The organism is Algoriphagus oliviformis (genome assembly GCF_017254915.1).
Taxonomy (GTDB): domain Bacteria; phylum Bacteroidota; class Bacteroidia; order Cytophagales; family Cyclobacteriaceae; genus Algoriphagus; species Algoriphagus oliviformis.
In genome coordinates this window covers 22968-36492 of sequence record NZ_JAFKCT010000015.1, presented here as the reverse complement: position 1 = coordinate 36492, position 13525 = coordinate 22968, and the positions used below count along the sequence as shown (strand labels likewise).

Below are 13525 nucleotides of genomic sequence, written 5' to 3'. Positions count from 1 at the left end.
CCACCAAAAAAGAGGAATCAGCCGGTGGGCGGATGGAAAAAGTCTTCTGAATCTCCTGAGGGAACCCAAAATTGATAGGAGCTCAGAGTCTTTACTGTCGGAATCGTCATATCCGGCTGGATCAACAAAGGATGCTGCTGGTGAATGTAGCTTAAGGAAAGTTCTTTCAGGACTACCTCCTCCGTATTGGAATTATTGTTTTTTGCTTCACTGAGTCGTTTGCTGAGCTCGCATTTTCCTTCACATTGCAGCTCCGGTTTGTCTTTATTGATGCAATAAATAGCGGTGATTTCTTTTCTCTGCAGCAGGAATTGGGCTTGGATAATGGAATATCCCATCCCATTTAGGAGAATCAGTAAGGCGCAGGCAATATGTAGGAGGCCTTTAGGCATCAATCCGCGAAATTGAATTATTGGATTTTATGGCATGGTGATTTAAGTCACACTCAGCAACTCTTTCCGGCTGAGATTTGATTTTCCATATCACAATGGCAACCATGAACCCGAACATCAACAGGATGAGGTAGCCATTGCTGATTCCCATGATTTTTCTCCATTCGAAATTTTCGGCCAAGCCAAATCCGATTCTTCCCAAAAGTGTCACCTGAAACAAGATCCAAGGCCACCAAAGGATTCGATGGTAAGGAGTCTCCCGGATGCCAAAAATGGTCGGGAAAATAATCGGGGCATGAGCCCAGATCATAGAAAATGTAAATCCCAAAAAGAACGTATGGAGCACCAGATCGTAAAAGAGCGGGTGGTTTTCCATCAAGAGCAAAATCAAACCTTGAGCTCCCAGCCAGAGGTAACCGACCCGGAGTCCGATGCCGATATAGCGGAATTGGGCTTTTTTCTTTGCGGCAACTTTGGCCATGTCAAAGATTAGCAACCAGGCGGAAATCAACAGGACCGCCATGCCCATGACTTCATTGCCAGCTCCATGAAAAGGCAGGATCAATCCGATGAAAAACAATCCCAGAAGGGCGCCCAAGACCTTTTTAGACCAAGAGGGAACAGGCAGAAACTGACTTAGCTCAAGCCGCTCGCCCACAATGGTAAATAACAAAAATCCGATCCACCAGGTACTTCCGGCAGCTATCAGCCCAAAATGCCAGGCAAAGAAATTGCCGATAAACCAGCTCACGGCGCCCAAGTAAAGCAGGATGCTGTGGAAATGCGGGTGGCGGATGACTTGGAATTGCATGATCACACTCAGTCCAAGCGATCCAGCCAAAAGACAAAACATACCCACTTGGTCTTGACCGATCAGGAAGAAAATCGCGGAAATCCCGGATAAAAAGGGAATGAACAGCCAGGCCTTTTTTTTCATGACCATTGCACGCTCGATAGAAATCAATGTGCCCAAAAATCCCCCGACCATCAGTAGTCCGTGGTTGATCCCACTTTCCGCTATGGGGATAATTGGACTGCCCAATCGGATCCAACCTCCCGCAATTCCTCCAAGAAGTCCCAGTAAGACCATAGGAAGAAGGAGAAAAGGCTTTGGACTGAGAGGACGCATTGGATCTTGATTTAATTCCTGATTATGGAGCTTTGGTTTTCCAGTTGGATTGCGCCGGGAAAAAGAATGTCACGTTCCAGATGAATGTGCTGATGCATGCTTATTTCAAATTCTTTGAGTAAGGCAAATGCCACTTTGTATGTGTTGCAGGCATAATCAGGAGGGCTGTAGTTGTTGGTCAGACTCCGGATTTCTTCCAGATATTCCCCCTCTTGGTCATGTTCTTTCATAAGGGAAAAGATAGTCTCCTTCACATTTTGAAAGGAAGGTCCCAACAGAAGATCCTTGCTTTTGCCTCCGGCGACGATTTTTCGGATAAATGGAAAAATGATCAATTCTTCGCGTTGCATATGATCCAGAAGTTCACTTGTGGATTGATCAAAAAGGGATTTGACTTTTTTCAGGTTGGGTTCAAAGGTTCCGTGAACCTTCACTATCTGCTTTAGAAATTTCTGAATCACAGGAACCCGTTCCCGAATGAGACCATGGTATTTTGTCTCTATGTAATTCGACAACCGGTTTAATGGCCAGCTATGGAAATCATTGATTTCCTCATCTGGAAGGGCAAAAGCTTCTTCCAGTTTTTCAACCAAGTCTTTTTGATCCAAATTTTTTCGGACACAGGCCTCTTGGAGGGTCAGATCCCCTATGCAGCAAAAATCAATTCCAAATGCTCTGAACACCAGTGCGGATCGGTAATCCTTCGAAATGATTTCCCTGATCGGGAATTTGGCGATGCTTTCCATGTTTCAAGGATGTATTCCATCCTCATTTTGAATCCTGTAAATGAGTAAAAGCTCATTTGATAGGTCAAAAATAAGCAATCAATAATAAAAGACAAATTTATCCTTTAATATTTTTCCAGGTGGCAAAACTCCCTGAGGTTTCATGTAATTTCAGTTTTTGGAGGGAGACTCCGGAGGGTAGGCGAGGAGTTATGGAAGACACCATCCAAACCAGCATTTGTTCTGCCGTTGGTTCCGATTCCATCCAGGTGATTTTCCCCAAATAGGAAGAAAAAATGGTTTGATTTTCCGTACTCTTTTTAAGAATCAGAGTATGGTCAAAATGGGCGATTACAGTTTTTTGAAGAATTTCCTTCAGATTTTTGAAATCCATCACCATGTCAGTTTCCGGATTGATTTCTCCCGAAACAGTGACCTCCAGTTTGTAAGTGTGTCCATGGATTTCACTGCATGAGCCTGGGTAATTGCTGATTCGATGGGCAGCTTCGAATTCAATTTTCTTGGTAATGGAGATCATGGTGATTGAGGATAGACGCCTTTGAATAAAGGGATAAAAATAGCAGGTGTTAATAATGAATTGTTTTTGGACTAGGTTTTATTTCGGACAAAAAAGTATGATTTAGATCAGGCTTGAAACTGAGTAAAATTACCCCTTCAAAAAAGATAAAATCATCCTTTTATACCCAAATTCAATTCGTCATTCTGTCTCTAACCTCGCTGTCTATGGATCAATACGTCATCAAACGCAATGGAGAATATGCTCCATTTATCCCATTTAAAATCGAAGATGCCTTGAAAAAAGGCTTTCAAAGTGTCCAAAAGGAATACGATTCCGGAGTCTTCCAATCAGTGATCCAAAAGTTGGAAACCAAAACCACTTGGGCAGTCGAGGAAATCCAAGACTTGATCGAAAAGGAACTCTATCATGCAGGTCACTTTGAGGTCATGCGGTCCTTTATGCTCTATCGGCATACCCGCAAACTCCAAAGGGAACATGTGGCCGGATTGAACGAGGACACGACCTACGTGGACAGCACCCAGACCATCGAGGAATATGTCAAGCAAACGGACTGGCGGATCAATGCCAATGCCAATACCTCCTATTCGAATGCCGGACTGGTTAACAACGTGGCGGGTAAGATCATTGCCAATTATTGGTTGGACAGGGTATATACCAGGGAGGAAGGCTACGCGCATCGGAATGGAGATCTTCATATCCATGACTTGGATTGTCTGACGGGTTACTGTGCCGGCTGGAGTTTGAGAGGCTTGCTAAATGAAGGATTCAATGGCGTTCGGGGTAGGGTGGAAAGCCGTCCGCCCTCGCATTTTCGAGAAGCCCTGGGTCAGATGGCCAATTTCCTGGGAATTCTCCAAAGCGAATGGGCCGGTGCTCAGGCTTTCAGTTCATTTGATACCTATTTGGCTCCCTATGTTTTCAAAGACCAACTTTCCTATAAAGAAATCGAAAAAGCGATCCGCTCCTTTGTCTATAATCTTAATGTCCCGGCACGCTGGGGGCAGTCGCCTTTTACCAATGTGACCCTGGATTGGGTGGTACCGGAGGATCTGAAAGACCAGATGCCCACTCGAAATGACCTGCATCTATTCACGGGAATAGATTCCGATCTGCTGATGGAAAAGGCCAATAAGCGGGGGGTAAGTTCACTGGAAGAATTGACCTACAAGAATTTTCAGCCCGAAATGAATCTGATCAACCGGGCCTATTATACCATTATGACCGAAGGGGATGCCAACGGACAGCCATTTACTTTTCCGATTCCCACGGTCAATATCACGGAAGATTTTGATTGGTATGGAGAAAATACCAACCTGCTGTTTGAAAACACTGCCAAGATCGGCTCTTCTTATTTCCAAAACTTTATTGGCAGTCAATATACTTTTGACGAAAATGGCCAAAAGGTCGAAAATCCCCTTGCCTATAAACCCAATGCGGTCCGCTCCATGTGCTGCCGACTCCAATTGGATCTCCGCGAACTCCTCAAAAGAGGCAATGGACTTTTCGGCAGTGCGGAAATGACTGGAAGCATCGGTGTGGTGACGATCAATATGGCGAGGCTGGGATATCTCTTTGCGGGAAATAAGGCCGGACTCTGCGAGCGACTGGATAAACTGATGCAACTCGCCAAGTCCACCCTGGAAAAGAAGCGGGTATTTATTCAGGAAATGTACGACCGCGGCCTTTACCCTTATACCAAGCGTTATCTGAAGCATTTCCGAAATCACTTCTCCACCATCGGAGTCAATGGGCTTAATGAGATGATCCTGAATTTTACGGGAGGAAAAGAGGATATCACCGGGACTTTTGGTCAAAATTTAACCTCAGAACTGCTCGAACATATCCGGGACAGAATGAAGGAATTTCAGGAGGAAACCGGCAATCTCTACAATTTGGAAGCTACTCCGGCGGAAGGCACGACTTACCGTTTTGCCAAGGAGGACAAAAAACGCTTCCCTGATATTATCCAGGCTGGGATGGGCGAAAACATCTATTATACCAACAGTTCCCAGATTCCGGTGGACCATACCGATGATCCTTTCGAAGCCCTGATGCTGCAGGATGACTTGCAGTGCAAATACACCGGAGGTACTGTACTTCACCTCTACATGCGGGAGAAAATCTCTTCGCCAGAGGCTTGTCGCCGACTCGTCAAAAAAGTCCTTTCCAACTTTAAACTGCCCTACATCACTGTTACCCCGGTTTTCAGCATCTGTCCGGTTCATGGCTACCTCAACGGAGAGCATGAATACTGTCCACAATGTGACGAAGCCCTTTTGAATGACTTAAACCAAAACCCTTCCAATTATGCAAACAACTCTTGAACCCCAGACTCTTCTTGAATTGAATCAGGAAAAACGCACCAAATGCTTGGTGTACACCCGCGTGATGGGTTACCATCGACCAGTCGAAAGCTTCAACATCGGAAAAAAAGGTGAACACAAGCAGCGCCAACACTTCGTCGAGTAGCCTGGAAAGGGGGAGACCTGTCTTCAGTATCTCCCCTTTTACTATGCTGGATTTTCCCGATCGCACCGCCTGCATCCTCTGGTTTGCCGGGTGTAACATGCGCTGCGGGTATTGCTATAATCCGGAGATCGTTTTCGGGAAAGGCAAACTGAGTTGGGGTGATGTGCAGGAGTTTTTGCTTTCCCGGATGGGATTATTAGAAGGAGTGGTTTTTAGCGGAGGAGAGTGTACGATTCACCCGCAGATCATTCCCTTTGCCCGGGAGGTGAAAAAGATGGGTTTTGAGGTAAAAATCGACACCAACGGCAGCAGACCAGATGTTTTGGAAACTCTGATTCAGGAAAATCTTGTGGATTTTGTTGCCTTGGACTTCAAGGGAATGACGGGGAATTACTGGAAAATCACCCGTTCCGATCTTTTCAAATCCTTCGAAAAATCATTGGAAATTCTCCTTGATTCCTCAATTCGGTTTGAGGTTCGGACCACGGTTCACCCTGATCTTTTGGACTATCAAGACCTAAAAGAAATGGAGAATTGGCTGAGGGAAAAGGGGTTTTCGGGGACCTATTATTTGCAGCATTTCCGGGGAGATAAAAAAACCATCGGAGAGCTGGGAGAAAGTAAAATGCAAGGGGTAAAAATCGAATCAGGAGTTTGGAGGAATTGAGGGCTAGATTGATGCCTGAACAGTCCTATTCACCAAAAAGCCTAACTTTTGGTGAATGAATTCACTGAAAAGCATTACTTTTGGTGAATTGGTAAAATTTATGATAGAAAGGATTCTCAAGAAAAGGATATCTGACCAGCTATTCAAGGGAAAAACCATCATGCTGATCGGAGCAAGACAGGTTGGGAAAACGACCCTTATCCAAGAAATCCTAAGGGATAGAGAATTTTTGTTTCTTGATGGAGATGATCCATTAATCAAACAGCAGCTGACTAATCCTAATACCAAACAAATAGAAACGCTAATAGGGAGTTCCAAAATCATTTTTATTGATGAAGCGCAGCGAATCGAGAATATTGGCCTCACTGCCAAAATAATCCATGACCAATTCAAGCACGTCCAATTGATCCTCAGTGGTTCTTCTGCCTTCGAACTAAGAAATAATACGAATGAACCTCTCACCGGAAGAAAATTTGAGTATTCTCTTTATCCGATTTCCTACGAAGAATATGAAAAGTCCGTGGGGTATATCGATGCCATTCGCGATTTTGAAAGCCGGTTGATTTATGGCTTTTACCCTGATGTCATCAATCAGCGGGGTGAGGAGCGTCAGATCTTAAATGAGATCACACAGAGTTACCTTTTCAAGGATATTCTATCCTTTGCAAACATCAAGAAACCTGATGCTTTGGAAAAAATACTCCAAGCTTTGGCTTTTCAAATCGGCAATGAGGTTAGTTATAATGAATTGGCGCAATTGACTGGAGTGGATAAAAACACGGTGTCTAATTACATTCATTTGCTAGAGCTTTCTTGTATTGTTTATCCATTGACTTCGTTTAGTAGAAATCTCCGAAATGAAATCAAGACTAATCGGAAAATCTATTTTTATGACAATGGAATAAGGAATGCTATTATCCAAAACTTTAATCCGATTGAGTTTAGAAATGATATTGGCGCTTTATGGGAAAATTTTCTGATGACCGAAAGGCTCAAACGCAATCATTATCACAGGGTCTATGCCAACACATACTTTTGGAGGACTAAGCAGCAACAAGAGATAGATTATTTGGAAGAGGCAGACGGGAAGTTGTCGGCATTCGAATTCAAATGGAATCCAACTGCAAAAGTCAAAATACCTTCTGCCTTTCAAGACGCCTATTCTGCAGATTTTAAAGTGATCACCAAGGAAAATTTCAGAGAATTTGTGAGCCTTTTAGGGTAGTTAAACTCCATTTCAGCTTGGAATGAAGCTCAGTGCCTTAGTTTCTTCCTCTTTTGAACTTTGATGAAATGCCCATGAAAAAAGCTTCTCATACAGGGAAATGATTATCCAGGGTATTCTCCCGAATCAAGTTCGGGACAGGCTATGTGGCCGCTAAAAAAAAATTATAAACACATGAAAGCTCTTATTTTTTAGAATGTCAAAATAGATGGATTCCAATCTATCTATTCTGACATTTTTGTTAGGAATAAGAGGAAAACAGTCTTTTTCCCCTCTTATTTTTACTTGAATTTTATTTTTCATCAATCCATTCCTAGACTATTAGTCTGAATAGGTCGATCTGTAACCCAAGTCACTGATTAAAAAGACTTTTTTATCCAGTTTTACTCTGTTTATAAAACGGAAATGGAAAAAGTCGAAGAAAGCCATTGGGAAAAAGTCTATCAAACCAAAGATACGACCCAAGTGGGATGGTTTCAGACCAAGCCTCAGGTTTCGATTGACTTAATCTCCCGGGCCAAAATTTCCAAAAACTCTCCGATCATCGATGTGGGAGGCGGAGATGGGGTCTTGGTGGATTGGTTATTGGAGGAAGGATTTGAAGACGTATCCGTTTTGGATATTTCTGATTCAGCGCTGCGAAAAGCCAAAAACCGTCTCGGTAAATCCGCTTCCAAGGTGCAGTGGATAACATCTGATATTCTTGAATTTGAGCCAGAAGGAAAATTTCACCTGTGGCATGATCGGGCAGTTTTTCATTTTCTTATCGATCCCCAAGAACAGCAAATTTACCGAGGTCTCGTGGAGTGTTCGATTGCCCCGGGTGGTTACCTGCTTATGATGACCTTTTCCAAATCAGGTCCCAAAACCTGTAGCGGACTACCCGTTCAGCAATACGATATCCATGAATTGGAGGAGTTTTTCAGTCATGAATTTGAACTTATCGAAAGCCTGAATTACGATCATATTACTCCCTCGGGAAGCGCACAAAACTATTCCGTCTGTCTATTCCAAAGAAGATAATCATTCCTATAAACTGCTAAATCCCATGACATACTATCAATCCAAAGTTTTGAAATCCGACGATTTGGCCTCTCTTCGAACCAAAGTTGAAGCTGGCCTCAAGGAAGTAGGCTTCGGAGTCCTGACCGAAATCGACATTCAGGCCACCATGAAAAAGAAGCTGGACAAGGACTATCCCCCATTCCTGATTCTCGGTGCCTGCAATCCTGTCTTTGCTGATAAAGTCCTAACTGCCGAGCCGCATGTGAGTACACTTTTGCCTTGTAATGTCACCATCAGAAGTGTTGGAGATGACGACTATGAAGTTACAATCATGGATCCTGCGGCAGCGATGTCTGTGGTCAAAAATCCCGCTATTGAATCCCTCGCTGGAGAAGTCCGGGCTAAGCTAATGAGTATGCTTGAAAATCTCTGATTTTAACGGGTTCCCCGTTTTTTTGACGCTAAAGATTGAAATAAGGAGTAATTGCTCCATCTTTTACCTTTTTTATTTCGATTTGGAGTTCTTATAGGTTTATTTTGCAAGCTTGATCAATCAGGTAAGTTTTGAAAATCAAGCAAAAACGCAAACTCATCGAATACGCCAATGTACTCGATCAACCCATTCGCTTTAGCCCGTTTTTGTTCGGGAGGGATTTTTGGCTATGGGCTCTTTTGGGACTGATCGGTGGCAGCATCGCGGGAGTTTACTGGATTACCTTGGAATCACTTATGCATGCATTAGCGGGATTCGAAGGCTGGTTAGTTGTTCCGCTGATGACTATTGCGGGGCTGATTGCCGGACTGATTATCCATTGGATCGGCGATCCGGGAGAGATACATTTAATAGTCAACAATATTCGCTTCAACAAGGGTAAGCTTAATCCCAAAAACAATCCTTCCATGATCCTTTCCTCCCTGATTTGCGTGGCTGCAGGTGGGAGTTTGGGGCCTGAAGCACCCTTGGTTCAGGTGACGGGCTCAACAGGAACATGGTTGGGGAAGATTTTTAGATTAAAAGGAGAGAAGCTCCGAACCTACAGTATCGCTGGTATGGCTTCAGGATTTACAGCTTTGTTTGGTGCTCCCCTAGGAGGAAGTTTGTTTGCCGTGGAGATTTTACACCACAAGCACATGCTTGAATATTACCGAGCTGTGATTCCGGCATTGGTAGCGAGTTGTTTTAGCTACATCGTTTTTGCCCTGATCATACATTTAGGCTTGGGGCCAACCTGGAATTTTCCCCAATACAGCTACGAGGGGATTTTTGATTTTGGATATGCTTTTGGAATCGCGGTCCTGGGATCAGCGGTGGCTTGGATATTTATCTTTTGTACCAAGGGGTGCAAAAAAGCCTTTGAGTTGGTATCGATGCCGATTTATGTCAAAACAACCTTGGGAGGTTTGATCTTGGGTCTTATTGGATATGGATTCCCGATTACACGATATTTTGGCCACCACGAAATCAATGAAGTGATCGGACTTAATTTGTCCTGGGAAACTTTGTTGCTGATCATAGCAATGAAGATTTTGGCTATTTCTGTCACAGTAACTTCAGGTTGGAGGGGCGGTTTTATCATTCCCTTGTTTTTTGTGGGTACCTGTCTGGGATTGGCACTTTGTCAGCTTTTTCCCGGGCTCAATCCCACATTGACTTGGGTGAGTTGTATGGCAGCTGTGAATGCCTGCGTTACCCGCACGCCCGTCAGTACCACGATTTTGCTGAGCGTGCTAACAGGCTTTGGTCATTTTGTGCCCATCTTGATTGCCAGTTTGACAGGATATTTTTTGGCGCCGAGAGTTCCGTTTATCCATTCGCAGCTGAAAAAGATTGAATCAGAACCTACCTAATCCGATCTTTGCCAATCTGAATTACTGTTAGCCATATTTCCCCTTTCAAACCTATTTTACCTTGAAAAAGCGCATCAAACGAGCGTTTCGGATTTCCCAATACATCCTTTATCGGGAAACACTGATTGATTTTAGAGAACAGTTTTGGTCTTTTTTGGGAGCTTTTGTCGGTATCGGAACAATTGCTTACTACCAAACCCACTTTTTGACTCGGGAAGAAAATATTTTCCTGATAGGCTCTTTTGGGGCTTCTTCAGTTCTGGTTTACGGTGCAATTCAAAGCCCGCTTGCCCAACCGAGAAATTTGGTGGGAGGACATGTGATTTCGGCGATTGTCGGAGTGATCATGTTCAAGGTTTTCCCCGATATCTTTTGGCTTGCAGCATCCCTTTCGGTGGCTTTTTCAATCGTATTGATGCAGGTGACGAAAACTCTTCATCCTCCTGGTGGTGCTACAGCGCTAATTGCAGTAATAGGAACTGAAAAAATCAAAGCATTGGGGTTTTGGTATGTGATTTCTCCGGTGCTAAGCGGTAGTTTGATTTTACTTTTGGTGGCCTTGGTGTTCAATAACATGACCAAAAACCGTGTTTATCCAACCAATTCAAGGTTTACGAAATATCTCAAAACCAAGAAATTTTGGATTAGAACATTAAGATCCTCGAAACCGAATCTTGAAACTCCAAAGGCTAAACTATAGGGGTGACCCAAAACGGATCCTCCTCATTCTCCGCAAACTTTTCCCGCTTACCATGTGCGGCAATCGCCTCTAATTGCTCAGTTGTGGCTTTTTTCTGAATTTCCGGGAAAAGAATCCGCTCCTCAAACCGGATGTGTTTTTCCAGTTCCTCCTCGATTTGGCCGAGGGTTTTCTCAGGATTTTCCCAAGAGGAAAAGAGCTTACGAAGTCGCTTGTGCTCAGTCAAGGCTTGCTTGATCAGCGGGTCGTCTTCCGGGAGCACGGGGAAAATGACTTTTTCTTCCTCTTCAAAATGTGGATTGAGATAGGAGGTCCAAAACCATTCGCAGTAGTTTTTCATTCGTGCCGGCTCGATGCCCAGTTTGAATCCCTGTCGGATTTTCCAGCAAAGCAAGAGCCCATGATGGTGGTCATGGCTGAGGTGCCGGAGTGCAGGGTCGCGTTTGAGGGGTGCTTTTTTTTCCATGGTGAAGTGGGATTGAGTTTGACTACAAGATGGGATCTACTGTGGAAGTTCGGTAATAATTGATTTTGAAATGGAACATTTCGGCCATTCGTTCCCCTTGCCACTTGGCCCGCTCGGCCTTTTCTCCTGAGAATATCTCATCTACAGTTTCGAAGAAAAGTTGAATCCAGCGTTCAAAATGGGCTTTTTCCACAGGCAAATGAGCGTGTGGAACAAATGGGCTTCCCTGGTAGGTGTGTTCGTCGAGGAGGACCGTTTGCCAAAACCGGTACATTTTCTCCAAATGCTCCGGCCAGCGGTCTTGAATGACGTTTTCAAAGATGTCTTTCAATAAGTCGTCCTGTCGGACTTTTCCATAAAAGGTATCTACCAAAACCTGAATGTCGCTCAGGTCGATGATGTCTGATTTGTTCATTAGAAGAAGGATTTGTAATGATCTGGATTCCAGTACATGATAAAGTAAAACAGGGCAAAACCAACAAAGGAGATCAGTGTCGCCCAGACCCAGGCCGGGATTCCTTTGGGAGTTTCTGAGCCTCGGATCAGAAAGAAGTCATTGCGCTCGCTCCCGTAAGAATTGATGGTCACAGGGACTTGGTCAGTCACCACATCGCCGTCCTGAAGTCCTACCACGGCGATGGAAGGACCGTTTCTCACCTCAAAGGGGACTGTTTTCACTCCTTCTTTGCCAGTGGTAGATTGGGCTACGATCCGGAGTTGGTGCTTGCCATCCGGGATCTTGGTGGTGTCAAGGACAAACTTGACCGGTGGGCTGAATTCAGCAAAAGGCGCAGGATCCTCGTCAAGAAACACCCGGATTTTACGATTGTCATTCATAGCTGGGGATGATGGTTTAGTATGAAATTTTTGATGTGTCCGGGATTTTGCTCACCTGGACGGAGTAGGTATTTCAGGCTATAAAGCAGGGTGAGCAGGACCAAAATCACCGCTCCGGCAATGATGTAATAATCACTTTGAGCCTGTGGGCCTGTCCCATGGCTGATGTCCTGGAGGAGTTTGGGCTGGTTTCTTTGGCAGACATCGCAAGCGATGGCCGATAATACCGACCCGAAGAATGCCAAAAAACAAATCAATAAAGCTTTCATGGTTTCCAGTAGTTATTCGCCATGGCGATGGTCTGAAACTCCACCGCTATGACTTGTGCCGAGGCGATCAGTTGAGCAGTGTCCTGAGCATAATTTGCTCTCAGATTTTTTCGTGTTTCGGGATCGGTTTGAATGGCCGCGATGGACTTTCTGGCCAACTTGATGGCCAAATCCCTTCCTTCCTGAGGGGTGGAAGTGATGAGGGACTCGAGGTAAATTTCTGAAGGTTGCATGTGAGGTAGATTTATTGGTTGAGGATAAATTTTCGGATTTCTGCGACTTGCTCGGGAGTGACCACAGGAGCCTGATTGCCCCAGCTGCTACGCTCATGAGTTGCAATTGCGGCTATTTCTTCGTCACTGAGCAGGCTTCCAAATTCCGGCATGGCACCAAATTCCGGCCGTGCATCGTATCCGGATAAAATGATCTGGACCAGGATAGAGGGATCTGGATCGTTGACGATTTCGCTTCCGGCCAAAGGAGGGAATGCGCCCGGAATTCCATCTCCGGTAGGCTGATGGCAGGCTGAGCAGGTTTCCGAATAAAGCTGAAGTCCATCGAGGCCGAGGGATTCTGCTCCGGAGGCTGGTACTTGTTTCTTTCGTGTGGAGGGGATAAAGTCCGGACCGAGATTTTGTCCCAATTCCGCCTGAACCAAGGACTGAAGGTAGGCCACCAGTGCCAAAGCCTCCGGTTTGGCGACCAACTGATGATTGGGATTTTTGAGCAGTTCAGCCGAAACTGGCACCACCTCATCCTTTTGGGTCACCATTGCCTTGGATTTTTCTTCGAAAAGCCAGGGATAGCTTGGCATGACGGATTCTTTGACTACAATCCGTGGATTGTAGAGGTGCAGAAGATGCCATTCTTTTCCGGGTTGTCTTTTCCCGACCTCAGTCAGATCCGGTCCGGTCCGTTCACTTCCCAAGAGTGAGGGGGATTGCCTCCAAAGATCCATCCGCTGTTTGCTGTAATAATAATCTGAAGCCAAGGAAGGCCGCTCACCCCAAACTTGGTCCATTTCAATATTCCGGACTTGTTGGGTGTGGCAGGCCATGCAATTTTCGGAGACATAGACTTGCAGGCCTTTCAATTCCTCCGAATTCAATTCTTCCATTCCGGGAAGCGGCTTCACTTCTTGCATTTGGAGCGCTGGAATGACGGCAATGACTGTACTCAGCATGGCAAATCCCAGGAAAGCTGTCGCAACTAGCAGTTTGTGGTTTTTATGAAAATCAAACATGGTCAGGTC

Annotated in this window: 18 protein-coding genes; 8 read left to right on the top strand and 10 right to left on the bottom strand. The window is 44.8% G+C overall.

Annotated elements, in window-relative coordinates; all coding sequences use genetic code 11:
- Positions 1–17 precede the first annotated feature (17 nt).
- The 4 genes from J0A68_RS21515 to queD all read right to left on the bottom strand — a co-directional run bounded on the left by J0A68_RS21515 (position 18) and on the right by queD (position 2784).
- Positions 18–392, bottom strand: a complete 375-nt coding sequence (locus tag J0A68_RS21515) for a hypothetical protein (RefSeq protein WP_206580321.1) — start codon at positions 390–392, stop codon at positions 18–20.
- Entirely contained in the window at positions 385–1482 is a 1098-nt protein-coding gene (locus tag J0A68_RS21510; protein WP_498371314.1) for a DUF8744 domain-containing protein, read from the bottom strand. Before J0A68_RS21510 ends, J0A68_RS21515 begins: the two co-directional genes overlap by 8 nt.
- 50 nt (positions 1483–1532) lie before the next feature.
- The gene (ric, locus tag J0A68_RS21505) at positions 1533–2267 is read right to left on the bottom strand and encodes an iron-sulfur cluster repair di-iron protein (RefSeq protein WP_206580319.1); all 735 of its coding nucleotides are present in this window, start codon (positions 2265–2267) and stop codon (positions 1533–1535) included.
- A gap of 97 nt (positions 2268–2364) precedes the next feature.
- Positions 2365–2784: a 6-carboxytetrahydropterin synthase QueD gene (gene queD / locus J0A68_RS21500; protein WP_206580318.1), complete on the bottom strand. Its 420-nt coding sequence runs from the start codon at positions 2782–2784 to the stop codon at positions 2365–2367.
- Positions 2785–2990: 206 nt separating this feature from the next.
- On the opposite strand from queD, the gene J0A68_RS21495 reads away from it, so the two are divergent.
- From J0A68_RS21495 to J0A68_RS21460, 8 genes are all read left to right on the top strand, one after another.
- Positions 2991–5111 carry a ribonucleoside triphosphate reductase gene (locus tag J0A68_RS21495; protein ID WP_206580317.1) on the top strand — a complete coding sequence of 707 codons (2121 nt, stop codon included), beginning with the start codon at positions 2991–2993 and terminating at the stop codon, positions 5109–5111.
- Positions 5095–5256, top strand: a complete 162-nt coding sequence (gene nrdD, locus J0A68_RS22955; protein WP_206580316.1) for an anaerobic ribonucleoside-triphosphate reductase — start codon at positions 5095–5097, stop codon at positions 5254–5256. Before J0A68_RS21495 ends, nrdD begins: the two co-directional genes overlap by 17 nt.
- Positions 5222–5923 carry an anaerobic ribonucleoside-triphosphate reductase activating protein gene (locus tag J0A68_RS21485; RefSeq protein WP_317195143.1) on the top strand — a complete coding sequence of 234 codons (702 nt, stop codon included), beginning with the start codon at positions 5222–5224 and terminating at the stop codon, positions 5921–5923. The genes nrdD and J0A68_RS21485 overlap by 35 nt, the downstream gene beginning before the upstream one ends.
- A gap of 55 nt (positions 5924–5978) precedes the next feature.
- Complete coding sequence (locus J0A68_RS21480; RefSeq protein ID WP_236025712.1) at positions 5979–7148, top strand: ATP-binding protein; 1170 nt, start codon at positions 5979–5981, stop codon at positions 7146–7148.
- A gap of 405 nt (positions 7149–7553) precedes the next feature.
- Positions 7554–8171, top strand: a complete 618-nt coding sequence (locus tag J0A68_RS21475) for a class I SAM-dependent methyltransferase (protein WP_206580315.1) — start codon at positions 7554–7556, stop codon at positions 8169–8171.
- 25 nt (positions 8172–8196) lie between these two features.
- Complete coding sequence (locus tag J0A68_RS21470; protein WP_206580314.1) at positions 8197–8586, top strand: DUF302 domain-containing protein; 390 nt, start codon at positions 8197–8199, stop codon at positions 8584–8586.
- Positions 8587–8717: 131 nt separating this feature from the next.
- On the top strand, positions 8718–10001 hold the full coding sequence (locus J0A68_RS21465; protein WP_206580313.1) for a chloride channel protein: 1284 nt from the start codon (positions 8718–8720) through the stop codon (positions 9999–10001).
- 61 nt (positions 10002–10062) lie between these two features.
- Positions 10063–10701, top strand: a complete 639-nt coding sequence (locus tag J0A68_RS21460) for an HPP family protein (RefSeq protein ID WP_206580312.1) — start codon at positions 10063–10065, stop codon at positions 10699–10701.
- Here J0A68_RS21460 and J0A68_RS21455 read toward each other — a convergent pair.
- From J0A68_RS21455 to J0A68_RS21430, 6 genes are read right to left on the bottom strand one after another with little or no spacing between them, the layout of a single operon-like run.
- Complete coding sequence (locus J0A68_RS21455; RefSeq protein WP_206580311.1) at positions 10691–11167, bottom strand: hemerythrin domain-containing protein; 477 nt, start codon at positions 11165–11167, stop codon at positions 10691–10693. The genes J0A68_RS21460 and J0A68_RS21455 overlap by 11 nt on opposite strands.
- Positions 11168–11189: 22 nt before the next feature.
- On the bottom strand, positions 11190–11582 hold the full coding sequence (locus J0A68_RS21450) for a group III truncated hemoglobin (protein ID WP_206580310.1): 393 nt from the start codon (positions 11580–11582) through the stop codon (positions 11190–11192).
- A complete protein-coding gene (locus J0A68_RS21445) occupies positions 11582–12004 on the bottom strand; it encodes a cytochrome C (RefSeq protein WP_206580309.1) in 423 nt (140 codons plus the stop codon). Before J0A68_RS21445 ends, J0A68_RS21450 begins: the two co-directional genes overlap by 1 nt.
- Entirely contained in the window at positions 12001–12273 is a 273-nt protein-coding gene (locus J0A68_RS21440) for a hypothetical protein (protein ID WP_206580308.1), read from the bottom strand. Before J0A68_RS21440 ends, J0A68_RS21445 begins: the two co-directional genes overlap by 4 nt.
- Positions 12270–12506 carry a hexameric tyrosine-coordinated heme protein gene (locus tag J0A68_RS21435; protein ID WP_206580307.1) on the bottom strand — a complete coding sequence of 79 codons (237 nt, stop codon included), beginning with the start codon at positions 12504–12506 and terminating at the stop codon, positions 12270–12272. The genes J0A68_RS21440 and J0A68_RS21435 overlap by 4 nt, the downstream gene beginning before the upstream one ends.
- Positions 12507–12517: 11 nt before the next feature.
- Complete coding sequence (locus tag J0A68_RS21430) at positions 12518–13516, bottom strand: cbb3-type cytochrome c oxidase subunit II (protein ID WP_206580306.1); 999 nt, start codon at positions 13514–13516, stop codon at positions 12518–12520.
- Between the last annotated feature and the right edge of the window lie 9 nt (positions 13517–13525).